This window comes from Amycolatopsis nalaikhensis (assembly GCF_030264295.1).
Lineage (GTDB): Bacteria > Actinomycetota > Actinomycetes > Mycobacteriales > Pseudonocardiaceae > Amycolatopsis > Amycolatopsis nalaikhensis.
On the sequence record NZ_CP127173.1, the window covers coordinates 3,431,271 to 3,458,211 of the forward strand.

Here is a 26,941-nt window from a genome sequence, read left to right on the forward strand (position 1 = left end):
CAAGATCGTGATGGCGGGTATCACAGGAGCCGCCCAACCAGGGAGGGTCGAGGCCACCAAGGCCGAGTCGTATGAACCGGAAGAGCGTGCTCAGGAACCCACTGCTGTGGATCGTCGCGGGGTTGCTGGCGTTGTTCGCGTACAACACGATCTTCGACAGTGATCGTGGGTACACCCAGGCACCCATCTCGGTGGCGAACTCCCAGATCACCACGAACAACGTCAAGGAAGCCAGCCTCGAGGACAAGGAGCAGCAGGTCAAACTGCTGCTGAACAAGTCCATCGACGTCGACGGGCAGCAGACCAACCAGATCATCGCGCAGTACCCGGCCAACGCGTCGCTTGAGCTCTACGACAAGCTGCTGGCCGCGAAGAACGGTGACGCCGGGGTCAAGTTCACCACCAAGGTCACCCAGCAGGGCGTGCTGACGCAGATCCTGATCTTCGCCATCCCGCTCGCGCTGGTGCTGGGCCTGCTGATGTGGATGATGAACAACGCCCAGGGCGGCGGCAACCGCGTCCTCAACTTCGGCAAGTCCAAGGCCAAGCAGCTGAACAAGGACATGCCCAAGACGACGTTCGGTGACGTCGCGGGTGCCGACGAGGCCGTCGAAGAGCTGTACGAGATCAAGGACTTCCTGCAGAACCCGGCGCGCTACCAGGCGCTCGGCGCGAAGATCCCGAAGGGCGTGCTGCTCTACGGGCCGCCGGGTACCGGTAAGACGCTGCTCGCGCGAGCCGTCGCCGGCGAAGCGGGCGTGCCGTTCTACACGATCTCCGGCTCGGACTTCGTCGAGATGTTCGTCGGTGTCGGCGCCTCGCGTGTCCGTGACCTGTTCGAGCAGGCCAAGCAGAACGCGCCGTGCATCATCTTCGTCGACGAGATCGACGCGGTCGGCCGCCAGCGCGGCGCCGGCCTCGGCGGCGGCCACGACGAGCGCGAGCAGACGCTGAACCAGCTGCTCGTCGAGATGGACGGCTTCGACGCTCGCGGCGGGATCATCCTGATCGCGGCCACGAACCGGCCCGACATCCTCGACCCGGCGCTGCTGCGCCCCGGCCGGTTCGACCGGCAGATCCCGGTGTCCGCGCCCGACCTGCGCGGCCGCAAGGCGATCCTCGAGGTGCACGCCAAGGGCAAGCCGATCGCGCAGGGCACCGACCTGGGCAGCCTGGCCAAGCGGACCGTCGGCATGTCCGGCGCGGACCTGGCGAACGTGCTGAACGAGGCCGCGTTGCTCACCGCCCGCCAGAACGGGCACGTGATCACCGACGCCGCGCTCGAGGAGTCAGTCGACCGCGTCGTCGGCGGTCCCGCCCGCAAGAGCCGGATCATCTCCGAGAAGGAGAAGAAGATCACGGCCTACCACGAGGGCGGGCACGCGCTCGCCGCGTGGGCGATGCCGGACATCGAACCGGTCTACAAGCTGACGATCCTGCCTCGCGGCCGCACGGGCGGGCACGCGTTGCTCGTCCCCGAGGACGACAAGGACCTGATGACCCGCTCCGAGATGATCGGGCGGCTGGTCTTCGCGATGGGTGGCCGCACGGCGGAGGAGCTCGTCTTCCACGAGCCCACCACCGGGGCGTCGTCCGACATCGAGCAGGCGACGAAGATCGCCCGCGCGATGGTCACCGAGTACGGCATGAGCGCCCGGCTCGGCGCGGTCAAGTACGGCCAGGAGCAGGGCGACCCGTTCCTCGGCCGCTCGGCCGGCCGCCAGGCGGACTACTCGCTGGAAGTGGCGCACGAGATCGACGAGGAGGTGCGCAAGCTCATCGAGACGGCGCACACCGAGGCGTGGCACGTGCTGAACACCTACCGCGACGTGCTCGACGAGCTGGTCATCGAGGCTCCTCGAGAAGGAGACGCTGACCCGCAAGGACCTGGAGCGGATCTTCGCGACGGTCGAGAAGCGCCCGCACATCACCGTGTTCAACGAGTTCGGTGAGCGGACGCCGTCGGACAAGCCGCCGATCAAGACCCCGGGCGAGCTGGCGATGGAGCGCGGCGAGCCGTGGCCGCCGCCGGAGAAGGAGAAGCCGGTCCTGAAGCCGGAGCCGACCCCGGTCGGCACCGCCCAGGGCGCGGGCGACCTGCCGGGCGGTCCGCCGTACCCGGCGCCGACCCCGGGCGACCCGAACGCCAACCCGTACGCCCCGCCGCAGCCGGGCGCCTACCCGAACGGCGGCCGTCCGTACGGCGGCCCGAACGGTGGCCCCAACGGCACGGCGCACTGGCCGCAGAACTACAGCGGCCAGCAGCCGGGCAGCTACCCGCCGGGCCAGAGCGGCCCGCCGAACTACGGTGCCCCTCCGGGCTGGACGCCCGCGACCTCGCCGGGCGGTCAGCCGGGCCAGTCGTGGCGGCCCGGTGGTGAAGAACGCCCTCGTGAGCACGGCTGGTTCGCCGACCAAGCCGGCAACCAGCAGAGCGAGGGGGAGCGTCGTGACGTGGATGGACCCGAAAAGCCCCAGTGACGCCGACCGCCCGGTCTTCGACCAGGACCGGGCGGAGAAGGCGATCCGCGAACTCCTCCTGGCGTGCGGCGAAGACCCGGAGCGGGACGGTCTGAAGGACACCCCCGCCCGGGTCGCCCGCGCGTACCGCGAGATGTTCGCGGGGCTGTACACCGAGCCGGACTCGGTGCTGGACAAGACGTTCGACGAGTCCCACGAAGGCTCGTGCTGGTCACGGACATCCCGATGTTCAGCCAATGTGTGCCCAGCAAGCAGACCGTGAACGCCGTCGGCGGCCGCAAGCAGGCCGCTGACGTCCAGGTCGGCGACAAGCTCTGGACGCTCGTCGGCGGCAACGTCGAGGAGACCGAGGTCACCGAGATCAGCTCGCACCAGACGCGTGAGCTGGTCGAGGTCAAGACCTCGGCGGGCAAGTTCCGGGTCACCCCTGACCACCCTCTGGCCACGCCGGAAGGCTGGAAGGAAGCCAAGGACGTCGAGGGCTCGTTCATCGAGTGGACACACGCCAAGAAGCTGTGTCGCGATCGGTGGCGGCCGACCCTCGGATACGACTTCGGCTACGTCGTCGGCACGGTTTGCGCCGACGGCACGGTCGCCGACCGGTACGTGTCCCTCGTGGTCAACGACCACGATTACGCGAAGAAGTTCGCGGAGTCACTGCACCGCGCGTTCGGGATCGACGCCAAGGTCGAGCCGACCTCGCGGCCTTCCGGCTACCTGGGCCGAGACCTGCCCGGCTTCCGCGTCCGGGTGGTGTCCTCGTTCCTCGCCGACTTGATGCGGCAGTACGTCGGCGGCGACGCGCACCACATGCGACAGCGGTTCCCGATGGTCGTGCTGAACGACTTGTCGACCTTCAACGGCTTCCTCGACGGCTACGTCGACGGGGACGGGCACCGCAGCAAGTTCTCGGCGGGGCGCATCATCGCGAGCGCCAACACGCCGTTCCTCGAGGACCTGGCGACGGTCATCGGTGCCCGGTTCTCGGGCAAGACCGGTGACGCCGTGTCGCGGCTCTACGTCGCGGACAGCTGGTTCCGGAAGCACGGCTTCCCGCAGGACGATTACGCGACCGACCTGATCGAATCGGAGTACGTGAAGGTCGAGTCCGTCACCTCGGTGACTGCGTCTGGGACCAAGCCCTACACGGTCTACAGCTTCAAGTGCGACCCGCATCCGACGTTCCTGATCGCGGGACATTTGACGCACAACTGTGAGCACCACCTCGTGCCCTTCCACGGCGTAGCGCACGTCGGGTACATCCCGAACGCCGCCGGGAAGGTCACCGGGTTGTCCAAACTGGCCCGGCTCGTCGACCTCTACGCCAAGCGCCCCCAGGTGCAAGAGCGCCTGACTTCGCAGGTCGCCGACGCCATCGTGCGGAAGCTCGAGCCGCGCGGCGTCATCGTCGTGATCGAGGCCGAGCACCTCTGCATGGCCATGCGTGGCATCCGGAAGCCCGGCGCCCGCACGACCACGTCGGCCGTGCGGGGGCAGCTGAAGAACTCCGCCTCCTCGCGGGCCGAGGCGCTCGACCTGATCAAGGCACGGCGGTGAGCGTGGGGCTTCCCGCTCCCGGCCGGTGCGTCGTGATGGGCGTGCTGAACGTGACACCGGATTCCTTTTCGGACGGTGGCCGCTACCTCGGGCTCGACCAGGCGCTGGAGCACGCCCGCGAGATGTGGGCGCGCGGCGCGGACCTGATCGACGTCGGCGGCGAGTCGACGCGGCCGGGTGCGTCGCGGGTGGATGCCGACACCGAAATGAAGCGGGTCATTCCGGTGATCCGGACGCTCGCGAGCGAAGGCGTGGCGCTGTCGGTCGACACGACCCGCGCGGCCGTCGCCGCCGCGGCGCTCGAAGCCGGTGCCCACGTCATCAACGACGTCTCGGGTGGGCTGGCCGATCCGGACATGGCGCGGGTCGCCGCCGAATCCGGGGCGCCGTGGGTGCTGATGCACTGGCGGGGGCACAGCCAGGACATGCAGGCGCTCGCGAAGTACGAAGACGTCGTCGCCGACGTGCGGGCCGAGCTGCTGTCCAGAGTGGACGACGCGCTCGCCGCGGGGGTCGCGGAGAGCGCGATCGTGCTGGACCCGGGGCTAGGGTTCGCGAAGAACGCGGAGCACGACTGGGCGTTGCTGCGCGGGTTGGACTCGTTGCTTTCCCTCGGCTTCCCGGTGCTCGTCGGTGCTTCGCGAAAACGGTTCCTCGGCCGTCTGCTGTCCGAAAAGGACGGAACACCGAGGCCGCCGGACGGCCGCGAAGACGCGACGGCGGCGATCTCGGCGTTGGCCGCGGCGGCGGGCGCGTGGGGCGTGCGGGTGCACGAGGTCGGAGCTTCGTTGGACGCGGTCGCGGTGGCCGCGGCGTGGTGGAAGGGTTCGCCGGATGTCTGACCGGATCACGTTGACCGGCTTGCGCGTGTTCGGCCGGCACGGCGTGTTCGAGCACGAGAAGCGCGACGGCCAGGAGTTCGTCGTCGACGTCACGGCGTGGCTGGACCTGGGGCCCGCGGCGGCGTCGGACGACCTGACGAAGACGCTGCACTACGGCGAGCTGGCGGAGCTGGCGGCGGGGATCGTCGCGGGCGAGCCGTACGACTTGATCGAGAGCGTCGCGGGCAAGATCGCCGACGAGGTGATGCGCGACGAGCGCCTGAGCGCGGTCGAGGTGACGGTGCACAAGCCGTCGGCCCCGATCCCGCTGACGTTCGACGACGTCGCGGTCACGGTCCGGCGCGACCGATGAGCCGGGCGGTGTTGTCGCTGGGTTCGAACCTCGGCGACCGCCTGGGATTCTTGAAGCTGGCCCTCGACGCCGTTCGCCCGGCGCTGGTGGCCGTGTCGAGCGTGTACGAGACGAAGGCGTGGGGCGTCGAGGACCAGCCGGACTTCCTGAACGCGGTGTGCGTGGTCGACGACCCGGCCCGCGACCACTGGGCGTGGTTGCGCACGGGCCAGGCGGCCGAGCAGGCGGCGGGCCGGGTCCGCGAGCTGCGCTGGGGGCCGCGCACACTGGACGTGGACGTGGTCACGGTGGACGGCGTGCGGTCCGAGGACCCGGAGCTGCTGCTGCCCCACCCGGGAACGCCGGACCGGGCGAGCGTGCTGGTGCCGTGGGCGGAGATCGAGCCGGACGCGGCCCTGCCGGGCCACGGCCCGATCGCGACGCTGCTGGCGGCCCGCCCGGCGGACGAGCTGGCGACGGTCCGCCGCACGGATCTCAAGCTGAGCTGAGCCCGCCCGCGCGAGGACTGCCGAGCAGCGCCCGCCGGGAGGCGCAAGCGCGCCCGGGAGGCCGAGCACGCCCGGCCGGGCACCGCGCGCTGCCGCGGCCCGGGCCGGGCACGCCTGGCCCTTCGCCGCTCGCGGCCGGACGACCCGCGCTGCCGCGGCCCGGGCCAGCCACTCGGGCCGCTCGGCCGGTCGCCGCCGGTCGCGAATGACTCATTCGCGACGCCAGAGGTCGCCAATGACCCATTCGCGACACCAGCGCTGGTGGGCCTGACCCGCTCGCACCCAGCCGCCGGAGCCGCGCCCAGCCCGCCCGGCAAGTCCCGACCGCCACCGGGCAAGTCAACCCCCGTGCCCGCGGCGATCGGCGAGCTGCTGTCGCGGATCGGCGACAGGAAGCCGTGTCCTGAATGACTCATTCAAGACCTCCGAGGACCTGAATGAGTCATTCAAGACGGCTCAACCCCGCAGGGCGGCGATCATGAACTGGACCGCGGGCTGGGCCGTCGGGACCGGTGGCCAGCCGTTGATCGTCGCCAGCAGCTGCCAATACCGCTCCGCTCGCGGGTCTCCGGAGACCTCGAACCGCTCCGCCATCTCCGTGCGGAACTCGCGTGCCGTCGGGTCCTGGTCCGGGCGGGCCGTGGCCGCCGCGATCTCGGCCGCAAGCGTTTGCCCTGCCTCCGACGTGGGCTCCTCTCCCGCCGCCACCAGTTCCTCCGCGCGGGAAATCCAGCCCGGCCAGTTCTGCTGCCACGCGTCCGCCGGCTGCTGGAACTCGCCCGCCTTGATCTGGGCCGCCTGCTGCTCGCTCATCCCGCGGATCAACGCTCGGAACGACGGGTCCTGGACCAGCTCGGCGAACTCGATCCACGCCTCGAGCTGCTCCGGAGTCGGGTCGTCCGGCAGCTCCGGCTTGCCCGCGCGCATGCGCTCGTAGAAGGCCTGGTCGATCTCGAGCCCGGCGACCATCTCGTCCCAGAACTCGTCGACCAGCCGCTTCCTCTCCTCGTCGGACATCGACGCGAGACGGTTCATCAGTTTCACTTCCTCCAACTCGGAATCACGTTTGGCCACCGCGCGCAACACCGCCCGGCGCAGCCGCAGCCGCCGGATCTGCTCGTCCAGCGCCTCGACGTGCCGGGTCGCCAGCTCGCCGACCGTGGTCGACTTCGCCAGCGCGGACGAGACGTCGGCGAGGCCGAGGCCCAGCTCCCGCAGCGTGCGGACCAGCTCGAGCCGGGCCAACGCCGCCGCGTCGTAGAGCCGGTAGCCGGCGTCCGTCCGGTCGGTCGGGGGCAGGAGGCCCTCGTCCGAATAGAAGCGGATCGTCTTGACCGGCAGGCCGGTCCGCCGGGCCAGCTCGCCGATGGTGAACGTTGCCGTGGTGCCCACTAGACGCATCTTGAACTCTCCAGTCGGTGGAGAGTCAAGCGTCTCACGGTAGGGTTGAGACATGCACTTCACCCGGCCCCGGGACCTGGTGGTGGCCGGGCTGCTCGGCCTGGTCCTCGGCTACCTGCTCTTCCTCGTGGCCTACGGCGACCTGCCGCAGCTGCCGCTCCTCGCCGGCGTCACCTTCGCCGTGCTGGCCGTCGTCGAAGCCGTGCTCGCCTTCTCCATCCGGTCGCGGATCAAGAACGGCCGGGTCGTCGCCGCGATCGGAATCGCCCGATCGGTGGCGCTGGCGAAGGCTTCGTCACTCGCCGGAGCGTTCATGGGCGGCGCCTGGCTGGCCGCGCTCGCCTACCTTTTCCCGCGACGTGACGAACTCGTCGCGGCCGTGCTGGACACCCGCGCCGCCGTCGTCGGCGTCGTTTCCGCCGCGGCCCTGGTAGCAGCGGGTTTGTGGCTCGAGCACTGCTGCCGGACCCCGCGGGACCAAGATCGTGAGCGCAGCCGCGGGACGACCGGTTAGCGCTGGAATCCCACCGCTCGCTGGACCGAGTAGGTCTCGTTCGGATTACGAGCAGGTACGGTGTCAGTCATGACCGGCGTGGGTGACGACTCGCGCGGCCGCCTCTTGGGCAGGCCGTGGCTTGTCGTCGGCTTTGTCCTCGCCATCGGAGCCACCCTCGCACTGGTGCTCAGCGACGATCTCCGCTATCTCCGGCTCGGGATCGTCGCCGCCCTCTGGGCTGCCCTGATCGGCGCGTTCCTCGCCGTGAAGTACCGCAAGCACGCGGCACAGAGCGAGGACGCGGTCGCCGAGGCGCAGGCTGTCTACGAGTTGGAGCTGGAGCGCGAGATCGCGGCCCGGCGCGAGTACGAGCTGGAGATGGAGGCGGAGAAGAACTCCGCGGCCGACTCCCGCGGCCGCGAGGAGCTGGAGGCGCTGCGCGCCGAGGTTTCCGCGCTCCGCGACAGCCTCCAGTCGCTGTTCGGCGGCGAGGTGCTGCTCGAACGCGTCGCGCTGACCGCGCAGGCGACCCGCATGCGCAAGCTCTCCGACGAGAACCGCATGGTCACCGACGGCGTCCCGAAGAAGAAGCCCGCCCAGCTGATGGCCGGGAAGAAGCCGGTGGAGACCGGCGACCGGCCGACCGAGCTGATCGACCGGGTGCTCGACGAGCGCCGCCGCAAGGCGACGAACGGCAAGCCCGCGAACGGCAAGGGCCTCGGCAAGGGTCCCAAGGGCTTCGGCGCCAAGCCGGCCCCGAAGGCCCCGGCGAACGTCTCCGCGCAGAGCACGCAGCAGATCTCGCGGCCGAAGCCGCTGAGCGAACGCCGTCCGCCGGTGCCGCCGGTCGACCCGGCCCTGAACGCCGCGCAGCGCGAGCTGAAGGCCGCCGAGCTGCGGGCCGAGGCGGCGCGCCGGCAAGCCGAGTCGCAGCCGATGCGGCTGCCGAAGCCGGACGAAGTCGCGAAGTCCGAGCGCCGTCCGGAGAGCGCCGAGCCGACGCGCCAGGTGCCGCGGCCCGAGCCCAAGACCGAGATCCGGCGTCCGGCGCCGGTCGAGCCGAAGACGGAGATCCGCCGTCCCGAGCCGCCGCCCGCGCGGCGGGCGGAGATGTCGCGCCCGGCCATCCGGCCCGCCGAGGTGTCGCGTCCCGACATCCCCCGCGTGGAGATGTCCCGCCCCGACATTCCCCGCGTGGAGATGTCGCGTCCCGACATCCCGCGCGTCGAGATGTCCCGTCCGGACATTCCGCGGGTCGAGATGTCGCGTCCCGACATTCCGCGCGTGGAGATGTCCCGCCCGGACATCCCCCGGGTCGAGATGTCCCGGCCGGACCTCCCGCGCGTCGGCGGCAAGCCGAACGGCGGGCGTCCCGAGCCGCGCAAGGCGCCCGAGCCGCCGCGGCAGGCGCCGGGCCGTCCCGCGGCCAGCGTGCCGCCGCCGAAGCCGTCGGAGATGTCGCGGTCGGACATCCGCCCGGTCAAGGACCTCAGCGCGGCCTTCCAGAACCGCGACGACTTCGCCGAGCGCCAGCGGCCGAACCGGCCGAAGCCGCCCGAGCCCGCCAAGCCGCCGATGCCGCGGGACGCCGCGGCTTCCCGTCGCGACCTCCCGGTCGTCCCGGCCACGGTGCCGGTGCCGAGCAGCCCGTCGCCGCGGCAGCCGTCGCGCACGGACCTGCCGCCGGTGCCGCCGACCACGCCGGTCCCGGCCGCCGACGGCCGTCCCGCGTCGCGGCTGGAGCAGTTCTCGCGGGCCGACATGTCGCCGATCCTCGACGAGCCGCCGTCGCGGCACAGCGGTTCGCACCGCGCGCCCGCCGAGGAAGCGCCGCCGGTGAACCCGACGCTGCCGGAGTCGGTGCGCAACTTCCAGGGCCGCTCCGGCGGCCGTCGCCGCAAGCCGGACGACTCGCAGCAGCTGCCCGCGGTGCCCGCGCCCGAGCCTTCGGGTGGTGGCCGGCGTCGTCGTCCGGACGGCGAGCCCCCGGCCTGGGAAGGCATGGTCGCCGAGCGGGCTTCGATGTCGCGGCGCAACATGACGCCGGTCGACCCGGCCGAGGCCGAGCAGAACGGCAACGGGCACGCCCGCAACGGCCGTCGCGCGGCCGAGGGCGCCCCGGGCAGCGGCTCCCACACCGCGGGCCGCTCGGTCAGCGAGCTGCTGGCGGCGAACGGCGGCACCGGCTCGACCCCGCGCCGACGGCGGCGCGCCGAGGACTGAGGCCCCGTTCCTCTCGCTGTCCGCTCTGCGTAGGGTGACCGGCTGTGAGCGGAACCCTCTCGCCCGCGACGGGACTGGATCGCGGACGGCGGCCTCGCCGGATCACCGTGCTGTTGCCGGTGCTCGGGCTCATCGTGGTGGCCCTGTGCGGCCTGTTCCTGTTCGGCCTCGCCACCGCGCGGGTCGGCCCGCTCGCCGTCACGATCGGCGTGCTGGCCGCGCTCGTCCCGGTCGCGGGCGTCGTCGCCGGGTTCCTCTGGGTCGACCGCTGGGAGCCCGAACCGGCGAAGTTCCTGCTGCTCGCGTTCGCCTGGGGCGCCTGCATCGCGACGATCACCGCGCTGCTCATCAACACCACCGCCGAAGCGGTAGGGGACGAGCTGCTCGGCACCGGCAACGGCAACACGCTCGCCGCACTGGTGTCCGCGCCGGTCGTCGAGGAGGCCGCGAAGGCGCTCTTCGTCGTCCTCATCCTCTGGCGCCGGTCCAGCGAGTTCGACGGCGTCGTGGACGGCGTCGTCTACGCCGGGTTCAGCGCCGCCGGGTTCGCGTTCACCGAGAACATCTACTACTTCGGCCGCGCGTTCGCCGACCACGGCTTCGGCGACGGGCACAGCCAGGGCGTCATCACGGCGTTCTTCCTGCGTGGCGTGCTCGCGCCGTTCACGCACCCGCTGTTCGCGGTGCTCACCGGCATCGGGATCGGCATCGCCGCGCGGACGACGACGAAGGCGTTGAAGGTGCTGGCGCCGATCGCCGGCTACCTGGCCGCGGTCTGCCTGCACGCGCTGTGGAACAGCGCCGCGCTGCTCGGCGGGTCGAAGTTCCTCACCGTGTACTTCCTGATCATGCTGCCGCTGTTCCTCGGCGTGGTGTACCTGGTCGTGCTGCAACGGCGGCGCGAGCAGCGGATCATCGCGGCCGCGTTGCCGCACATGGCCGCGGCGCGCTGGATCGCGCCGTCGGAGGTCGACCTGCTGGCCAGCCTGCCCGGCCGCCGCGCCTGGCGCCGCCAGGCGAAACGCCAGTCCGGCAAGCGCGCCGCGAAGGCTGTCGCGGTGTACCAGGCGAGCGTGACGGAGCTCGCGTTCCTGGACCGCCGCGAGCTCACCAGCGACGTCGACCGGGAGCGCCAGCGTGAGCTCCTGCGCACGTTGAAGGCCGCTCGGGCGGAGGCGACGCGCCTCGCCGACGAGGCCGCCCGAGGGTGACCCGGTCCGGGTGAAGCTTGTCACCCGGGCTCAACTGTTCACGCTTAATCGAGTTAGTCTCGCGCCGTTCGTCCGGTACCCGGCAAGGGACTGGAACGAGAGCAGAGGGAGTCTGCCAACCATGAGCGTCCACAGGCGCACGCCATGATGAGGCCCGCTCGCCTCGCGGTCGGCGTCGTGTCCGCCGGCCGGGTGGGCAGTGTGCTCGGCGCCGCGCTGGCCAGGGCGGGACACACCGTGGCCGCCGCCTCCGGGTTGTCCGCCGCGTCACTGGCCCGCGCCGAACGCCTCCTCCCCGACGTGCCCATCCTGCCGCCCGACGAAACCGTCCGCCGGGCGGATCTGGTGCTGCTCGCCCTCCCCGACGACACGCTCGCCGGGATGGTCCGCGGGCTGGTCGCCACCGAGTCGCTGCGGCCGGGGCAGATCGTCGTGCACACCTCCGGCGCGCAGGGCATCGACGTGCTGGCGCCGGCGGCCGAGGCCGGGGCGCTGCCGCTCGCGCTGCACCCGGTGATGACGTTCACCGGCCGCGAGGAGGACCTCGAACGGCTGGCGGCGTGCAGCATCGGCGTCACCGCGGCCGCGGACGACGAAGCGGCGTGGAACGTCGGCGAGGCGCTGGCCGTCGAGATGGGTGCCGAGCCGGTGCGCATCCCCGACTCCGCGCGAGCGCTCTACCACGCTGCGTTGACCCACGGCGCGAACCACCTGATGACACTGGTCGCCGACTGCGCGGAAGTCTTGCGGGAGGCGGGAATCGGGCACTCCGAACGCCTGGTGGCTCCGCTGCTGTCGGCGGCGTTGGATAATGTGCTGCGACACGGCGACCGCGCGCTCACCGGCCCGGTCGCCCGTGGTGACGCCGGCACCGTCCGCAAGCACCTCGCGGTGCTGGCGGACCGGGCGCCGGACGTGGCGCCGGCCTACCGCGCGCTGGCCAAGCGCACGGTCGCGCGTTCGTCGGCGGCCGGGCTGCTGGACACCGCGGCCGCCAAAGACCTCACCGAACTCCTCGACGATTCCGCCGAAGGGCACCAAGACCAGTGACCACACCGAAATTCAGCCGCGGCACGCTGAACACGTTCGCGCCGCCCGAGCACGTGAGCCAGGTCAGCCGGGCGCTGCGCGGCGTCGGCCGCAAGCTGGCGCTCGTGCCGACGATGGGCGCGCTGCACGCCGGGCATCGCGAGCTGATCCGCCGCGCGAAGCGGCTGCCGAACACCGTCGTGGCCACGTCGATCTTCGTCAACCCCCTGCAGTTCGGGGCGGGCGAGGACTTCGAGGCGTACCCGCGGCCCCTGGAGGCCGACCTCGACGTGCTCCGCGAGGACGGCGTCGAAATCGCGTTCACCCCGGCCGCCGACGCCCTCTACGCCGAAGGCGCGTCGGTGACCGTGCACCCGGGCCCGCTCGGCGACGAGCTCGAGGGCGCCGCCCGGCCCGGCCACTTCGCCGGCGTGCTGACCGTCGTGGCGAAGCTGTTCAACCTGCTGCAGCCCGACTACGCGTTCTTCGGCGAGAAGGACTACCAGCAGCTGGTGCTGATCAAGCGGATGGTCCGGGACCTGAACATCGGCACGCGCGTGATCGGCGTGCCGACCGTCCGGGAGCGCGACGGGCTGGCGCTGTCGTCGCGCAACGTCTACCTGACGCCGGAGCAGCGCGAAGACGCCATCGTCCTGTCGGCCGCCCTCACCGCGGGCGCGTTCGTCGGCCGGGACGGTGCGGACGCGGTCCTCGAGACCGCGTGGAAGACCCTCGCCGCGCGGCCCGCGGTCGAGGTGGATTACCTGGAGTTGCGCGGAACCGACCTCGGGCCCGCGCCCGTCGATGGGGAAGCACGGCTGTTGATCGCGGCCCGGGTGGGGAGTACCCGGCTGATCGACAACGTTCCGGTGCTGCTCGGCCACGCCGTCGAGCACCCGGAGCGGCTGGACGCAGGGGAATAGGAGTCCACTATGTACCGCACGATGCTGAAGTCGAAGATCCACCGGGCCACGGTGACCCAGGCCGACCTGCACTACGTCGGCTCGGTGACGGTCGACGAGGACCTGATGGAGGCCGCGGACCTGCTGCCGGGCGAACAGGTGTCCATTGTGGACGTCACCAACGGCGCACGCCTGGAGACCTACGTCATCAAGGGCGAGCGCGGCACCGGGGTGCTCGGCATCAACGGCGCCGCGGCGCACCTGGTGCACCCGGGTGACCTGGTGATCCTGATTTCGTACGGCCAGATGGACGACGCGGAGGCGGCGACGTACGAGCCGCGCGTGGTGTTCGTCGACGCGGACAACCGGATCGTCCACCGGCACACGGACCCCGGCTACGCGCCGGAGGGATCGGGCCTGCTGAGCGGCACGGTGACGTTGCCGCCGGAGGAGGAGACGGCGGTGTTCCCGGTGGCGGAGACGGCGGACGCGCGCCGCCTCGACGCGCTCCTGCACGCGGAAAGCTGACCCGCTTGCTGCTCACCGTCGACGTCGGCAACACGAACATCGTCCTGGGGCTGTGGTCCGGCCAGGAACTGGCAGGCGACTGGCGCATGCGCACGGACGCGCGCATGACGGCCGACGAGCTGGCGTTGACGGTCCGCGGGCTGCTGGGCCCGCACGCGGACGCGGTGACCGGGATCAGCGCGTTGTCGACGGTGCCGGCGGTGTTGCGCGAGCTGCGGGTGATGCTCTCGCGGTACTACGCGTCGGTGCCGAAGATCGTGGTGGAGCCGGGGGTCCGCACGGGAGTGGCGCTTCTGGTGGACAACCCGAAGGAGGTGGGAGCCGACCGGCTGGTGAACACGCTGGCGGCCCACCACCTCCACAGCACGGCGTGCGTGGTCGTGGACTTCGGTACGTCGACGAACGTGGACGCGATCTCGGCTCGTGGCGAGTTCCTCGGGGGCGCGTTCGCACCGGGGATCGAGATTTCCGTGGACGCGCTGGCGTTGCGGGCGGCGGCGTTGCGGAAGGTCGAACTGGTGCCGCCTCGGTCGGTGATCGGGAAGAACACCGTGGAGTGCTTGCAGTCCGGGATCTTGTACGGGTTCGCGGGGCAGGTCGACGGGTTGGTTCGGCGGATCGTGCGGGAGCTGGCTCCGGATGGGCGGGAGCCCGTGGCTGTGCTGGCTACCGGCGGGCTTGCGCCGTTGGTGATCGGTGAGTCGGAGACGATCACGGATCATGTGCCGGATTTGACGTTGCTCGGCCTGCGGCTGGTCTACGAGCGCAACATCCGGTCCTGACCAGGTGCGGCCCGGGCGTGCTGAAGGGGACGTTGGTCTCATCTGATGCGGTGAAGGGCCCTTTCCTCCCGTCACATGCGAGGAAAGGGCCCTTCAGCTCACCTTGGCCGGGCGGAGCGTCAGCCGCGGGCCAGGCGCCGTCGCTCCAGCACGTACCCCAGCGCCGTCACCGCCAATGCCGGAAAAGCCACCTTCGCCTGCGGGAACCGGGCCGTCCCCGGCGGGTCCACCGCCTTCGACCCCGGATAAGCCAGCGCCGAAATCTGCGTCACCCAGTACAGCGAAGCCAGCACCGCCCCGGCGTCAAGCCCGGCCCGCGTCGGTGCCCGCCAAAGCTGCCACAAACTCGTCGCCCCCAGCGCAAGGCCCAAGCTCATCGTCTGGCCGTTGTGGAACTTCGCGTGCGGCGGCCAAGCCGGATTGTGCACGTGGGTCTCATTCCAGTCGGCGCGATACGGGCCGACGGCCGTCACGAGTGAAGTCAGCGAGATCAGGGCTCGCCCCAAGGATTTCCTGCGCATGACCGCAGTATCGAACCTCGACTTACATCGAGGTCAAGGCAGCAGTTTCAACCCCACGACACCCGCGACGATCAGCGTCAGGCACGTGATCCGCGCGGCCGACGCCGGATCGCCGAGGGCCACCATCCCGTACACCGCCGTGCCGATCGTGCCGATGCCGACCCAGACCGCGTAACCGGTTCCGAGCGGGATGTCGCGCAGCGCGTACGCCAGCCCGCTCATGCTCAGTACCAGCGCGACCGCGAACACCACCGACGGACCCACCCGGCTGAACCCTTTGGACGCGCCGAGCGCCGCGGCCCACACGGTTTCCAGCAAACCGGACAGGACGAGGACGAGCCAAGACATGATCGAGCCTTTCGCAGTGTGTTTGGTAACCACTGCGCCGTCTTGTCTTGACCGGGTACGACGCGCTCGTCCGGGACCGATGTCCCTTCCGACGCTAGCAGGGCTGAATTCTGCGCGCGCGGAACACCCACGTGCGCAACGGCAGGTCGAACTCACCGGCCGCCGTGTGCGGGTTCGACGCCAGGAAGCCGCGGATCTCGGCCAGTGCCGCCGCCCGGTCCGCCGGTTCCGCGATGATCAGGTGCGAATGCGTCGCGATCGTTTCCACGAGGCTTTCCGCCGTGCGGCGTTGCGCGTGGGGGAACGTGCGGCTTTCGAACGGCTCGAACAAAGGGTGCGTGGCCGGCTGCTGGCCGCCGTCTGTCCAGGCTCGGCTCACGCCCGTGCGGCCGAGTTTCGAGAACTCCGCCACCCACGGCACCGAATCGTCTTCGTAGTTCCACATCGGCACCAGCACGCCGCCCGGGCGCAGGACGCGGCCGATCTCCGTCATCGACGGCTGGACGTCGAACCAGTGGAACGCCTGCCCGGCGAAAACCGCGTCGACCGACGCGTCGGCCAGCGGGATGCGTTCCGCCTGGCCGTCCAGTGACGTCGCCGTCGGCGTCACCTTCGCCAGTTCGGCGCGCATTTCCGGGTCGGGTTCGACCGCGGTGACGTCCAGTCCGAGCGCGACCAGGCCGAGGGTGAGCTTGCCCGTTCCGGCTCCCAGATCGAGAACCCGGCGCGGTGTTCCGGTGACCCCGGAAAGGCCCCACTCGATCGCTTCCCGCGGGTAATCGGGCCGGTGCTCGGCGTACGCGGCGGCCTGGCTGCCGAACGAAGAAGCCCGCCGGGCGTGTGTGGGATCACTCACGGGTCCAGGTTAATGGAGAGAAAGGAAAGGTAATCCGGTTGGCGTAGCGTTCGGCCGGGTTCGTACCCTATGGCCATGACCGAAAACCCCGCTTCCACCAGCGAGCCCGCCGAAGACGAACTGCCCGAGCAGATGCGGGTGCGCCGGGAGAAGCGCGACCGGATCCTCGCCGAGGGCATCGATCCCTACCCGGTCGAGGTACCGCGGACGCACTCGCTCGCCGAAGTGCGGGCGGCGCACGAAGGGCTGCCCGCCGACACCGCCACCGGCGAAACGGTCGGCGTCACCGGCCGGGTGATGTTCCTGCGCAACACGGGCAAGCTGTGCTTCGCGAGCCTCCGCGAGGGCGACGGCACCGAGCTGCAGGCCATGATCAGCCTGGCGAAGGTCGGCGAAGACGCGCTGGCGGCGTGGAAGTCCGACGTCGACCTCGGCGACCACGTCTTCGTGCAGGGTGAGGTCATCACCTCCAAGCGCGGCGAGCTCTCCGTGATGGCCGACGCCTGGCGCATCACGTCGAAGGCGCTGCGCCCGCTGCCGGTCGCCCACAAGGAGCTGGCCGAGGAGACGCGGATCCGCCAGCGCTACGTCGACCTCATCCTGCGCCCGCGCGCGCGGGACGTCGTGCGCACGCGCGCCGGCGTCGTCCGGTCGCTGCGGGAGTCGTTCCACCGGCGCGGGTTCACCGAGGTCGAGACGCCGATGCTGCAGACGCTGCACGGCGGCGCCGCGGCGCGCCCGTTCGTCACGCATTCGAACGCCTTCGACCTGGAGCTGTTCCTGCGGATCGCGCCGGAGCTGTACCTCAAGCGCTGCGTCGTCGGCGGCATCGAGAAGGTTTTCGAGATCAACCGCAACTTCCGCAACGAAGGCAGCGACTCTTCGCACTCGCCGGAGTTCGCGATGCTCGAGTACTACGAGGCGTACGCCACGTACGACACGAATGCCGTGATGACGCGGGAGCTGATCCAGGAGGCCGCGCAGACGGTGCTGGACACTTTGGTCGTCACCCTGCCCGACGGTTCGGAGTACGACCTGTCCGGCGAATGGACCACACTCGGAATGTACGAGTCGTTGTCCGATTCACTCGGCGAAGAGGTGACGCCGGAGACGCCCGCCGCCAAACTGCACGGATTCGCGCAGGCCAGGGGCCTGGAAGTGGATCCGAAGCTCGGGCACGGGAAGCTCGTCGAGGAACTGTGGGAACACCTCGTCGGAGATCACCTGCACGCACCGACGTTTGTCCGTGATTTTCCGCTGGAGACCTCGCCATTGACGCGGCAGCACCGCTCGCGGGCCGGCGTGGCCGAGAAGTGGGACCTCTACGTGCGCGGATTCGAACTGGCCACCGGTTACTCGGAGCTGGTCGATCCGGTCGTCGAACGGGAACGGCTCACCGAACAGTCCCGGCTGGCGGCGCAGGGCGATAGCGAAGCCATGCGCCTCGACGAGGATTTCCTGCGGGCCCTGGAGTACGGAATGCCGCCGAGCGGCGGCGTCGGAATGGGGATCGACCGGCTCCTCATGGCGCTGACCGGTCTCGGTATCCGGGAGACGATCCTCTTCCCGCTGGTGCGTCCCGAATAACCCGGCCGTGTGAGGATAGCCGCCGGTTATCCCAATGAGATTTGCGCTCGCTTCCGGAAGCGGGTACTAATGTTCTGGACAAAGACTTCTGTCCCGGGGCTCGCCCCGTAACCCCAGATCATTGCGCAAGCCCCGCAGGAGGAAACAGATGGCACAGAAGGTGCTCGTCTCGCTGGTCGACGACCTGGACGGCAGTGAGGCGGAAGAGACCGTCGAGTTCGGTTTGGACGGCGTCAGCTACCAGATCGACCTCTCCTCGGAAAACGCCGAGGAGCTGCGTGACGCGCTCGCTCAGTATGTCGAGCACGCTCGTCGTGCGGGTGGGCGCAAGCGCGCTTCGGTGCGCCCGGTAGCGGGTAAGGGCTCGGCGCGGCCCGCCGCGGTGGACCGCGAGCAGAACCAGGCCATTCGGGCGTGGGCGCGCAAGAACGGTTACGCGGTTTCGGACCGGGGCCGGATCCCGTCCGAGGTGGTCGAGGCGTACCACAAGAAGAACTGAGGTTCGTCGTCGCGCGCGTATTCGCGGGTCGCTGACCAGCGCTGATCGGCGGGCGGACGGACTGAAGACGCGGGGTTTGCGGTGAGGCCGCCGGGCGAATTCGCCCGGCGGCCTTTCTTCATGTCCGATCCTTGTCCGGTCTTCGCGCCCGGTCGGCGCGCGCGTACTCGCCGGGCGACTGACCGGTCACGGTCCGGAAATCGCGGATGAAGTGCGACTGGTCGCTATAGCCCAGTCGAACCGCCAGACCGGCGTAATCCGGCGCGCCTTCGGTGATCCGCTGAGCGGCGTCGTTGAGGCGGTATATCCGGATCGCCCACTTGGGTGGGCAGCCGACGTGTTCGGCGAACAGCCGCTGCAGCGACCGGGTGGTCAGTCCAGTATCCGCGCACAGGTGCGCCACCCGGGTAATTCCCGGGTCCCGCGCGATTGATTCCACGGCTTCCGCCGCCTGCCGGGCCGACGGCGAGAGGGTGACCGGATTTGCGATCAGCAAGTTGTCGATCGCACGAACCATTTGCGCGTCGTCGGCCGCGGTCCGCACCGATTCCGCGGCGTCGATCGCGGCCGGCCCGAAAACGTCCGTGAGCGGGACAGCTCGATCGGCGATGTCACGCACCGGGCCGTCGAGGAACGCCCGGAAGCAGCCGGGCCGGAAACGCACGCCGAGGCCCTGCACGCGGCCTTCGAGCCGGTGGGAAAAGACGTCGCGGCCGGGGCCGTGGACCCCGGAGGCGCCGTCGAAGAACGCGGCGTGCACCGAGAGGTTCGGCAGCACGCGTTGTTCGTGGGGCGGCAGGCCGCGCCGGTCCCAGCGCAGGATCCAGTGGTATTCGACGAGCTCCGCCAGCTCGGGCGCGGGCGGGTGCCTGGTCAGGGTGAACATCTCGCGTGCGGTGGCTTCGGCCACGATGCCGCGCGGGATCCGGTGCACGAGCCAACGGTAGCTGTCGCGTTCGTCCAAGACGGCCCGGCGGGCGGGCGGGTTGGATCCGGGCATGACTGCCTCGCTCCTGCGGCCCGCCGCGGCCGAATTCCTCCGGGTCACCCACGGGGTGCGCGACCTGTCCGCCGCCACGCCGTGCGCCGGGTTCGACGTCCGTGGGCTGCTGCACCACCTCCTGTACTGGGGGCCGTGGCTGATCGCCGCGGGACGCCGGGAGGAGCCGCCCGCTCCGGCTTCGGGTTCGCTGGTCGCGGACGACTGGCGTGGGGCGCTGGAGAAGCAGACGGAGACGCTCGTGGAGGTCTTTTCGGCGCCAGGGTCGGGGACGACGTTCCTGGGCACGGCGGAGCTGCCCGTGTCGGTGGTCGGGGACATGGTGCTGGGCGAGTTCGTCCTGCACGGGTGGGACCTGGCGCGGGCGAGCGGCCAGTCGCTGCGGTGCGCTCCGGAGGCCGCGGTGGCGGTGTTCGAGCCCGCTGTGGTGATGGGTGAGCAGGCGCGGGCGATGGGGGTCTACGGGCCCGCTGTCGAGGTGGCTGTGGACGCGTCGCCGCTGGAGCGGGCGTTGGGGGCTTCGGGGCGCGACCCGGCCTGGATGCCTTGAGCGGTTGTCCACAGGTCGGCCGAGATGTGGACAGCTTGGGCGGCTGAGCCCTGGCGAGGGGGGCCGGTCGGCCGAGCTGAAGGGTCCTTTCCTCGCATCAGATGCGAGGAAAGGACCCTTCACCGCATCAGATGAGACGAACGTCCCCTTCAGCACGCCCGGGCCACGCGACTTTGCCGCTGGTCAGGGGCCGGACCGCGGGGTACAGGTGCGCGGGCAGCCGTCGCACTCGGACTCGCTCGGGAGCAGGTACGAGAAGCAGCAGCTCTGCCGCCGCCGCGTCCACTCCCGCCCCTCGGCCAGGCGCAACGTCGATGCCGACGTCAGCGGCGGGTACCGGGCGTCGAGCACCAGGGCCGCGTCGGCGACGCCCGCCCCCTCGGCCTCCGGGGTTCCGCCCTGGCGGCCCGCCCACCACAGCGAGTTCTCCAGCGCGTCGGTCGCCGCGGCCCAGAGCGTTCGGCGGCCCAGCCTGCTGACCTGCGCGTACGCCTGGACGAACCGGGTCACGTGGGCGAGGTACCTGGCCCGCAGCACCGCCGCCAAGGCCCGCTCGTCGCGCACCACCGTCGCCTCCGGGCGGGCCGACCCCGGGTCCGTCGGGAGGCAGTGGAACGCCTCGCCGAGCACCGCCATCCCGTCCGGGTGGGGCTGGTCGTCGGCCAGGCCGAACGCCAGCTCCTCCGGCCTCAACGACGGCACCCGCCGCTCGTGGTGGAGCAGCAACGCTCCGACGTACGCCGGGACGTGCAAATACCAGCTCAGGACGTAGCTCGCCGTCGTCCGGCCGGGTGCTTCCTGGTGCTCGCGCCGCAGCCACTCGCCGAGCAGGCCGTGCCACTCCGTGAAGTACCCGGGCTTCGCCAGCAGCTCCGAGCAGCGGATCCAGCCCGCCGGGACGTCCCGTCGCAGCGCACGCCGCCCGAGTGACGACGCCAGGCCGTCGTCAAGCTCTCGCGTGCTCTGCCTCACCGTTCCTCCTTAGGTTTGGCTTACCTTAGCGATTCCGCCGATCGGGTGGCGGTCCAGGGCGGCACTCCCAGGTTGCGGACTGTTCGCGGTGAGCGGACACCGCGCGGATGGCGGAATCCGGATGGCCGTCCGCACGTTGGGCTTGACGTAAAGGTGCAGGGCAACCTGATGATGGGAGCACCCGGCAGACCCCACGTCCGGGTGCGGAAAAGACCGCCGACAGCCGTAGTGGTACGCCAGCGCGACGACTTGGCTACTAGAGTGGTCTCACGGTGCTGAATCCATCGCGGGTGAAAGCACGATGGAAACGGGCCGCCGGCGCAGCAGTCGAGGGAGTGCACATGTTTGAGAGGTTCACCGACCGCGCGAGGCGGGTGGTCGTCCTGGCTCAAGAAGAGGCCAGGATGCTCAACCACAACTACATCGGCACCGAGCACATCCTCCTGGGTCTGATCCACGAGGGTGAGGGTGTCGCCGCCAAGGCGCTGGAGTCGCTGGGCATCGCCCTGGAGGGCGTGCGCCAGCAGGTCGAAGAGATCATCGGCCAGGGCCAGCAGGCGCCGAGCGGGCACATCCCGTTCACGCCGCGGGCGAAGAAGGTGCTTGAGCTGTCGCTGCGCGAAGCGCTGCAGCTCGGCCACAACTACATCGGCACCGAGCACATCCTGCTGGGCCTGATCCGCGAGGGCGAGGGCGTCGCCGCGCAGGTGCTGGTCAAGCTCGGTGCGGACCTGAACCGCGTCCGGCAGCAGGTGCTCCAGCTGCTCTCGGGCTACCAGGGCAAGGAGTCCACCGAAACCGGTTCCGGCGGCCGTGGTGAGGGCACCCCGTCGTCGTCGCTGGTGCTGGACCAGTTCGGCCGCAACATGACCGTGCTCGCCCGCGAGGGCAAGCTCGACCCGGTCATCGGGCGCGGCAAGGAGATCGAGCGGGTCATGCAGGTGCTGTCCCGCCGGACCAAGAACAACCCGGTGCTCATCGGCGAGCCGGGCGTCGGCAAGACCGCCGTCGTCGAGGGCCTCGCGCAGAGCATCGTCAAGGGCGAGGTGCCCGAGACGCTCAAGGACAAGCAGCTCTACACGCTGGACCTTGGCTCCCTGGTCGCCGGCTCCCGCTACCGCGGTGACTTCGAAGAGCGCCTGAAGAAGGTGCTCAAGGAGATCAAGACCCGCGGCGACATCATCCTGTTCATCGACGAGCTGCACACGCTGGTCGGGGCGGGTGCCGCCGAGGGCGCGATCGACGCGGCTTCGATCCTGAAGCCGATGCTCGCCCGCGGTGAGCTGCAGACGATCGGCGCGACCACGCTCGAGGAGTACCGCAAGTACATCGAGAAGGACGCCGCCCTCGAGCGCCGGTTCCAGCCGATCCAGGTCGGCGAGCCGTCGCTGGAGCACACGATCGAGATCCTCAAGGGCCTGCGCGACCGGTACGAGGCGCACCACCGCGTCTCGATCACCGACTCGGCGCTGGTCGCCGCCGCGACCCTGGCGGACCGGTACATCAACGACCGGTTCCTCCCGGACAAGGCGATCGACCTGATCGACGAGGCCGGCGCCCGGATGCGCATCCGCCGGATGACCGCGCCGCCGGACCTGCGCGAGTTCGACGAGAAGATCGCGAACGTCCGCCGCGACAAGGAGTCCGCGATCGACGCGCAGGACTTCGAGCGGGCCGCCCGCCTGCGCGACGAGGAGAAGACGCTCCTCGGCCAGAAGGGCGAGCGGGAGAAGCAGTGGAAGGACGGCGACCTCGACGTCGTCGCCGAGGTCGACGACGAGCAGATCGCGGAGGTGCTGGCCAACTGGACCGGCATCCCGGTGTTCAAGCTGACCGAGGAGGAGACCACCCGGCTGCTGCGCATGGAGGACGAGCTCCACAAGCGCATCATCGGCCAGGAGGACGCGGTCAAGGCCGTCTCGCAGGCGATCCGCCGTACGCGTGCCGGCCTGAAGGACCCGAAGCGCCCGTCGGGCTCGTTCATCTTCGCCGGCCCGTCCGGTGTCGGTAAGACCGAGCTGTCGAAGGCGCTGGCCTCGTTCCTGTTCGGCGAGGACGACGCGCTCATCCAGATCGACATGGGTGAGTTCCACGACCGCTACACCGCTTCGCGGCTCTTCGGTGCCCCTCCGGGCTACGTCGGCTACGAAGAGGGCGGGCAGCTGACCGAGAAGGTGCGGCGCAAGCCGTTCTCGGTGGTGCTGTTCGACGAGATCGAGAAGGCGCACCAGGAGATCTACAACACGCTCCTGCAGGTGCTGGAGGACGGCCGCCTGACCGACGGTCAGGGCCGCACGGTCGACTTCAAGAACACGGTCCTCATCTTCACGTCCAACCTGGGCACGTCGGACATCTCGAAGTCCGTCTCGCTCGGGTTCGCCGGGTCCAACGACACCGGCACCCGGTACGAGAAGATGAAGCAGAAGGTCAACGAGGAAATGAAGAAGCATTTCCGCCCGGAGTTCCTGAACCGGATCGATGACATCATCGTGTTCCACCAGCTGACGCAGGAACAGATCATCCAGATGGTCGACCTGATGATCGGCCGGGTCGAGACGCAGCTCAAGGCCAAGGACATGGAGCTGGAGGCTCACGGCGAAGGCGAAGGCCCTGCTGGCCAAGCGCGGCTTCGACCCCGTGCTGGGCGCGCGGCCGCTGCGCCGCACGATCCAGCGCGAGATCGAGGACCAGCTGTCGGAGAAGATCCTCTTCGGCGAGGTCGAGCCCGGCCAGATCATCCTGGTCGACGTCGAGGGCTGGAGCGGCAACCCCGAGGACAAGGACGACCAGGCCCGGTTCACCTTCCGCGGTGAGCGCAAGCCGTCGTCGGTCCCGGACGCCCCGCCGGTCAGCATCGGCGCCGGTCACGAGGAGCAGGGCGGCGAAGCCGAAGGCGAGTGAACGGCTGAGTAGCACGTGAGCAGGGCGGTTCCCCGAGCGGGAGCCGCCCTTCTCGCTGTCCGGACCCGAGCGCCCGAGCGCCCCAATGTGGCCTTCGGTGCGTCAGACGCAACCAAGGCCGCCTTCGGTGCGTGGGACGCAACCAAGGCCACATTGGGGCGCGTGAGACGATGCCCGCGGGCTTGGGAGGGGGATCCGCGTGGACGTGCTGGCGATCGACTTCGGGACTTCCAGCACGGTCGGGGTGCTCTCCGCCTTCGGCCGCGGTCCACGTGCCATCGAGGTCGACGGCTCCGTCACCATGTCCTCCGCCGTCTTCGTCAACGATGACGGCCTGCTCGTCGTCGGCCAGGATGCCGAACGTCGGGCGCGGCTCGATCCCAGCCGCTTCGAACCCAATCCCAAGCGGCGCATCGATGAAGGCCGCATCCGGCTCGGTGACACCGATGTCGAGATCACCGACGCCTTCGCCGCCATCCTGCGCCGGATGGGTGAGGAGGCCGAACGGCAGCTCGGCCGTCCGCCCGCGCAGACGCGGATCTCGCACCCCGCCGGGTGGGGCGCCGACCGGCAGGACGTTCTGCGGACCGCCGCCGCGAAAGCCGGGTTCGGGGATGTCCGGCTCATTCCGGAGCCCGTGGCCGCCGCCGCGCACTATGTCAGTCTCGGGAACCGGGATGCCCGGCCGATCGGTGTCTACGACCTCGGGGCCGGCACCTTCGACTGCGCCGTCGTCGGGGTGACCCGCCAAGGTTTCGCCGTGCTCGCCGAGGACGGGCTGCCCGATCTCGGCAGCCTCGACATCGACCAGGCCTTGCTCGTGCACATCGGCCGCGAGGTCTCGCACGCCGATCCGGCGCAGTGGCAACGTCTTCTGCGCCCGCAGTCCACCGCCGACCGCCGCACCCGCCGCGCACTGCTGCAGGACGTCCGCGACGCCAAGGAAAGCCTCTCGCGGCACCCCCAGACCCACGTGCCGATGCCCGAGCCGTTCGGCGACGTCCTCGTCAGCCGCGACGAGCTCGAGGCCCTCGTGCGGCCGAGCCTGCTGCGCAGCGCCGAGCTGCTCGGCGCGACCATCCGCCGGGCCGGGCTGGCCCCCGGGCAGCTCGCCGGCGTCTACCTCGTCGGCGGGCCGAGCCGGATGCCGCTGCTGGCGACGCTCCTCGGCCGCCAGCTCGGCGTCACCCCGACCACGCAGGACCAGCCTGAGACGGCCGTCGCGTTCGGACTGCACCACGTCCCACTGGGCACCAGCGGCGACCTCACCGTGCCCGCCTTCGCGCCGGTTCGCCCACCAGCGACGCCGCCGCGGCCGCAGCCGTGGCAGCAGGTCCCGCGGTACCCGCCGCCTCCGCCGGAACCGCGCCGGAAACCCAAGCGCTGGTTCCTCGCGCTCGCCGTGCTCCTGGTCGCCGCGGTCGTGGCCACCGTCGTCGTGTTCGTCATCCGCGGCCAGGCCGCGCAGGCGGCGGCGGACTGCACGCAGACGGCCCAGCGCGACCGGGCCGGGTTCACCCCGTGCCTGCGCGCACTGGCCGGGTCCGTCCCGGACCGGGGCACCTGCAAGGAAGACGACCACCTCGCCCAGCTGCTGGGCGCCCAGGTCGTGGTCGGCTGCGACGTCACGGGCGGCCGTGTCACCTACTACCAGGGCTTGACCACCAAGGACTTCGAGGTGAACGCGAAGCTGCCGCCCGACGACGGCGCCGTCGGCCGCGGCACCTGGGACGGCGGCGGGCTGCACGGCGAGTACGCCGCCGGGGCCGGCGAGAAATCGTCGATCCTGCTCTTCGGCGTGGAAGAGCGCCGGGTGGCCGCGATCTACGTCACGGACGAGCCCAGCCGCCTCGAGGAGCTGATCGCCGGCTTCACCCGCGAGGTCAAACCGGCCTGAGTCACCAGGCCTGTTCGAATCGCATGCCCTTGCCGTACCAGTCGTCGTCGGGCACGGGCCCGGACGGCGGCGGTGCGGCCGGCGCGTCTTCCGACCGGTCCTTCAGGACCTTGCCGTCCGGTTCCGCACGCGGAGTCGGCGAAGCGGAAGGAACGACGGGCAGGGGCGTGGGCTCGAACTGGACCCGCCAGCGCAGCCGGTCCATCAGGTAACCGCCGGTGCCCAGCGGCGCCAGCAGCTGCCCGGTCCGCTTCGCCGACTCCCGCTGCGCCTCGATGTACGTCCGCAGCACGGCGTCCGCGATCTCGGCGGGCGACATCCGCGAGACGGCGTCGGAGAGCCGCAGCCGCGTCATGACGCCGTCGGTGTTGACCGCCAGCGACACCGCGCCGTCGGCGGACGTCGCCGTCGCCGACAGCGCGGCCAGCTCGGCCAGGAGGGCTTCGCGGTCCGGGGCGTCAGCCATCCAGCCGCCCCAGGTGGGACGCGCCGCTGGACACTTCGCCGTCCGGGGCGATGTCGACGTTCGCGTCGCGGACGTTCTTCTCGGTCTGCCGTGACGTGTTGTCGGTTTCGAAGTTGTCCGGGTCGAAGCTCGAGCCGGGGCTGACGTCCGGCGCGTCGGGGATCTTCGGCAGGTCGACGGCTTCGTCGCCGATGCGGTTCGCCAGCGTCTGCGCCGCGTCGGCGGCGGCGTCGCGGATCTTGCCCGCGTTGTCGAGGAAGCTCTGGTACAGGTCGAACCCGTTGTCGCCCTCGATCTCCGCCTGGTTGGCCACCACGGCGGTGATCGCGCCGCCGGCGGCGTTGCCCGCGATGAGCGCGCCGTTGGCCGCGGTGAAGATCGTCGCGCCCGCCGCTGCGCCCGCGCCCGCGGTGGCCACGGTGAGCAGCCCGGTGACCGCGCCCGCGAACGTCGCCGCGAGCACCTTCGAGAACGCCGCTTCGCGCTTGCGCTCCTGCGACTTCTGGTAGTCCTCGGCCGTCTTCTTGAAGGTCGAGCCGAGGTTGTTCAGGTCCTGCCGGGCCGACGCGACGGCCTCGCGCGCCGCGACGAGGTCGCTCTCCAGCACCGTGATCTTGGTTTCGACCTCGGTGAAGGCGTCCGCGAGCTCGTTCAGGTAGGCCTTGACGGCGTTGGCCGCGGAGCCGCGCCAGACGTCGAGGAACTGCCGGGCGTCGTCGAGCTTCGGCTTCGAGTCGCGCTGCAGCGCCTTCCAGACGGCGTCGTGCTTCATGATCAGGTTCTGCAGGCCGGACGTCGACTCGTGGTCGATGTCGGCGTCGGAGAACTCGCGGTAGATCGCCGCGATGTCGTCCTGCATCTTCGCGAAGCCGCCTTCGTCGGGGCCGATGCCGAAGATCCAGTCGGTGTACTTGAGGATCTCGAGGGCGTCGAGCGCGTCGGTCGCACCCTCCTTCAGGTCCTCGGAGACGCCTTCGAGCAGCTCGGCGCGGCGGTCGTCGCCCGAGGACATCGGCTGGGCGTCGAGCCCGGAGTCGAAGTAGCCGTCCACG

General features: G+C 70.6%; 22 protein-coding genes, 4 pseudogenes and 1 riboswitch. Of the genes and pseudogenes, 18 read left to right on the forward strand and 8 right to left on the reverse strand.

Annotation, left to right across the window (positions count from 1 at the left end):
* The first annotated feature begins 71 nt into the window (after positions 1 to 71).
* From ftsH to folK, 6 genes and pseudogenes are all read left to right on the forward strand, one after another.
* Positions 72 to 2,481, forward strand: a pseudogene (gene ftsH / locus QP939_RS17045) (ATP-dependent zinc metalloprotease FtsH).
* Positions 2,459 to 2,721: pseudogene (locus QP939_RS17050) on the forward strand (GTP cyclohydrolase I); the annotation flags it as partial. The pseudogenes ftsH and QP939_RS17050, both read left to right, overlap by 23 nt.
* 972 nt (positions 2,722 to 3,693) lie before the next feature.
* Positions 3,694 to 4,038: pseudogene (gene folE, locus QP939_RS17055) on the forward strand (GTP cyclohydrolase I); the annotation flags it as partial.
* 35 nt (positions 4,039 to 4,073) lie between these two features.
* Positions 4,074 to 4,880: a dihydropteroate synthase gene (gene folP / locus QP939_RS17060; RefSeq protein ID WP_285459771.1), complete on the forward strand. Its 807-nt coding sequence runs from the start codon at positions 4,074 to 4,076 to the stop codon at positions 4,878 to 4,880.
* Positions 4,873 to 5,232 (forward strand): dihydroneopterin aldolase, encoded by a 360-nt coding sequence (gene folB, locus QP939_RS17065; RefSeq protein WP_285457758.1) that lies wholly within the window; start codon positions 4,873 to 4,875, stop codon positions 5,230 to 5,232. The genes folP and folB overlap by 8 nt, the downstream gene beginning before the upstream one ends.
* Positions 5,229 to 5,720: a 2-amino-4-hydroxy-6-hydroxymethyldihydropteridine diphosphokinase gene (gene folK / locus QP939_RS17070; RefSeq protein ID WP_285457759.1), complete on the forward strand. Its 492-nt coding sequence runs from the start codon at positions 5,229 to 5,231 to the stop codon at positions 5,718 to 5,720. Before folB ends, folK begins: the two co-directional genes overlap by 4 nt.
* Positions 5,721 to 6,176: 456 nt before the next feature.
* Here folK and QP939_RS17075 read toward each other — a convergent pair whose 3' ends face one another.
* The gene (locus QP939_RS17075) at positions 6,177 to 7,112 is read right to left on the reverse strand and encodes a MerR family transcriptional regulator (RefSeq protein WP_285457760.1); all 936 of its coding nucleotides are present in this window, start codon (positions 7,110 to 7,112) and stop codon (positions 6,177 to 6,179) included.
* A gap of 61 nt (positions 7,113 to 7,173) precedes the next feature.
* Between QP939_RS17075 and QP939_RS17080 the strand changes: the two genes are divergently transcribed.
* From QP939_RS17080 to QP939_RS17110, 7 genes are all read left to right on the forward strand, one after another.
* Positions 7,174 to 7,635, forward strand: a complete 462-nt coding sequence (locus tag QP939_RS17080; protein WP_285457761.1) for a DUF3180 domain-containing protein — start codon at positions 7,174 to 7,176, stop codon at positions 7,633 to 7,635.
* Between the two features lie 69 nt (positions 7,636 to 7,704).
* Complete coding sequence (locus QP939_RS17085) at positions 7,705 to 9,840, forward strand: DUF6779 domain-containing protein (protein ID WP_285457762.1); 2,136 nt, start codon at positions 7,705 to 7,707, stop codon at positions 9,838 to 9,840.
* A gap of 107 nt (positions 9,841 to 9,947) precedes the next feature.
* The gene (locus QP939_RS17090) at positions 9,948 to 11,051 is read left to right on the forward strand and encodes a PrsW family intramembrane metalloprotease (RefSeq protein WP_285459772.1); all 1,104 of its coding nucleotides are present in this window, start codon (positions 9,948 to 9,950) and stop codon (positions 11,049 to 11,051) included.
* A 90-nt stretch (positions 11,052 to 11,141) separates the two neighbouring features.
* A complete protein-coding gene (locus QP939_RS17095; protein WP_414641715.1) occupies positions 11,142 to 12,101 on the forward strand; it encodes a Rossmann-like and DUF2520 domain-containing protein in 960 nt (319 codons plus the stop codon).
* On the forward strand, positions 12,098 to 13,003 hold the full coding sequence (gene panC, locus QP939_RS17100) for a pantoate--beta-alanine ligase (RefSeq protein WP_285457764.1): 906 nt from the start codon (positions 12,098 to 12,100) through the stop codon (positions 13,001 to 13,003). Before QP939_RS17095 ends, panC begins: the two co-directional genes overlap by 4 nt.
* Before the next feature lie 9 nt (positions 13,004 to 13,012).
* Positions 13,013 to 13,510 carry an aspartate 1-decarboxylase gene (panD, locus tag QP939_RS17105; RefSeq protein WP_285457765.1) on the forward strand — a complete coding sequence of 166 codons (498 nt, stop codon included), beginning with the start codon at positions 13,013 to 13,015 and terminating at the stop codon, positions 13,508 to 13,510.
* A 5-nt stretch (positions 13,511 to 13,515) separates the two neighbouring features.
* On the forward strand, positions 13,516 to 14,292 hold the full coding sequence (locus QP939_RS17110) for a type III pantothenate kinase (RefSeq protein WP_285457766.1): 777 nt from the start codon (positions 13,516 to 13,518) through the stop codon (positions 14,290 to 14,292).
* Between the two features lie 119 nt (positions 14,293 to 14,411).
* Here the strand turns inward: QP939_RS17110 and QP939_RS17115 are convergent, their stop codons facing one another.
* From QP939_RS17115 to QP939_RS17125, 3 genes are all read right to left on the reverse strand, one after another.
* Positions 14,412 to 14,813, reverse strand: coding sequence for a DUF6640 family protein (locus QP939_RS17115; RefSeq protein WP_285457767.1), 402 nt, complete (start codon positions 14,811 to 14,813; stop codon positions 14,412 to 14,414).
* A gap of 33 nt (positions 14,814 to 14,846) precedes the next feature.
* Entirely contained in the window at positions 14,847 to 15,161 is a 315-nt protein-coding gene (locus tag QP939_RS17120; protein WP_285457768.1) for a DMT family transporter, read from the reverse strand.
* A 31-nt stretch (positions 15,162 to 15,192) separates the two neighbouring features.
* Positions 15,193 to 15,250, reverse strand: a riboswitch (guanidine-III (ykkC-III) riboswitch).
* 5 nt (positions 15,251 to 15,255) lie between these two features.
* Positions 15,256 to 16,017, reverse strand: a complete 762-nt coding sequence (locus QP939_RS17125; protein WP_285457770.1) for a class I SAM-dependent methyltransferase — start codon at positions 16,015 to 16,017, stop codon at positions 15,256 to 15,258.
* 75 nt (positions 16,018 to 16,092) lie between these two features.
* On the opposite strand from QP939_RS17125, the gene lysS reads away from it, so the two are divergent.
* Both lysS and QP939_RS17135 read left to right on the forward strand, forming a co-directional pair.
* On the forward strand, positions 16,093 to 17,604 hold the full coding sequence (gene lysS / locus QP939_RS17130) for a lysine--tRNA ligase (protein ID WP_285457771.1): 1,512 nt from the start codon (positions 16,093 to 16,095) through the stop codon (positions 17,602 to 17,604).
* A gap of 148 nt (positions 17,605 to 17,752) precedes the next feature.
* Positions 17,753 to 18,103 carry a histone-like nucleoid-structuring protein Lsr2 gene (locus tag QP939_RS17135; protein ID WP_285457772.1) on the forward strand — a complete coding sequence of 117 codons (351 nt, stop codon included), beginning with the start codon at positions 17,753 to 17,755 and terminating at the stop codon, positions 18,101 to 18,103.
* Positions 18,104 to 18,221: 118 nt separating this feature from the next.
* On the opposite strand, the gene QP939_RS17140 is transcribed toward QP939_RS17135, so the two are convergent.
* Entirely contained in the window at positions 18,222 to 19,067 is an 846-nt protein-coding gene (locus QP939_RS17140) for a helix-turn-helix domain-containing protein (protein WP_285459773.1), read from the reverse strand.
* A 34-nt stretch (positions 19,068 to 19,101) separates the two neighbouring features.
* Here QP939_RS17140 and QP939_RS17145 point away from each other — a divergent pair, with 34 nt between their 5' ends.
* Positions 19,102 to 19,653 (forward strand): TIGR03086 family metal-binding protein, encoded by a 552-nt coding sequence (locus QP939_RS17145; RefSeq protein WP_285457773.1) that lies wholly within the window; start codon positions 19,102 to 19,104, stop codon positions 19,651 to 19,653.
* A gap of 183 nt (positions 19,654 to 19,836) precedes the next feature.
* Here QP939_RS17145 and QP939_RS17150 read toward each other — a convergent pair whose 3' ends face one another.
* Entirely contained in the window at positions 19,837 to 20,625 is a 789-nt protein-coding gene (locus QP939_RS17150; RefSeq protein ID WP_285457774.1) for a (2Fe-2S)-binding protein, read from the reverse strand.
* A 341-nt stretch (positions 20,626 to 20,966) separates the two neighbouring features.
* On the opposite strand from QP939_RS17150, the pseudogene QP939_RS17155 reads away from it, so the two are divergent.
* Together QP939_RS17155 and QP939_RS17160 are read left to right on the forward strand one after the other, a co-directional pair.
* Positions 20,967 to 23,526, forward strand: a pseudogene (locus QP939_RS17155) (ATP-dependent Clp protease ATP-binding subunit).
* Positions 23,527 to 23,725: 199 nt separating this feature from the next.
* Positions 23,726 to 25,423: an Hsp70 family protein gene (locus QP939_RS17160; protein WP_285457775.1), complete on the forward strand. Its 1,698-nt coding sequence runs from the start codon at positions 23,726 to 23,728 to the stop codon at positions 25,421 to 25,423.
* 1 nt (position 25,424) lies between these two features.
* Here QP939_RS17160 and QP939_RS17165 read toward each other — a convergent pair whose 3' ends face one another.
* Positions 25,425 to 25,889 carry a YbaB/EbfC family nucleoid-associated protein gene (locus tag QP939_RS17165; protein WP_285457776.1) on the reverse strand — a complete coding sequence of 155 codons (465 nt, stop codon included), beginning with the start codon at positions 25,887 to 25,889 and terminating at the stop codon, positions 25,425 to 25,427.
* On the reverse strand, positions 25,882 to 26,940 hold the full coding sequence (locus tag QP939_RS17170; RefSeq protein WP_285457777.1) for a hypothetical protein: 1,059 nt from the start codon (positions 26,938 to 26,940) through the stop codon (positions 25,882 to 25,884). Before QP939_RS17170 ends, QP939_RS17165 begins: the two co-directional genes overlap by 8 nt.
* Position 26,941: the final 1 nt, after the last annotated feature.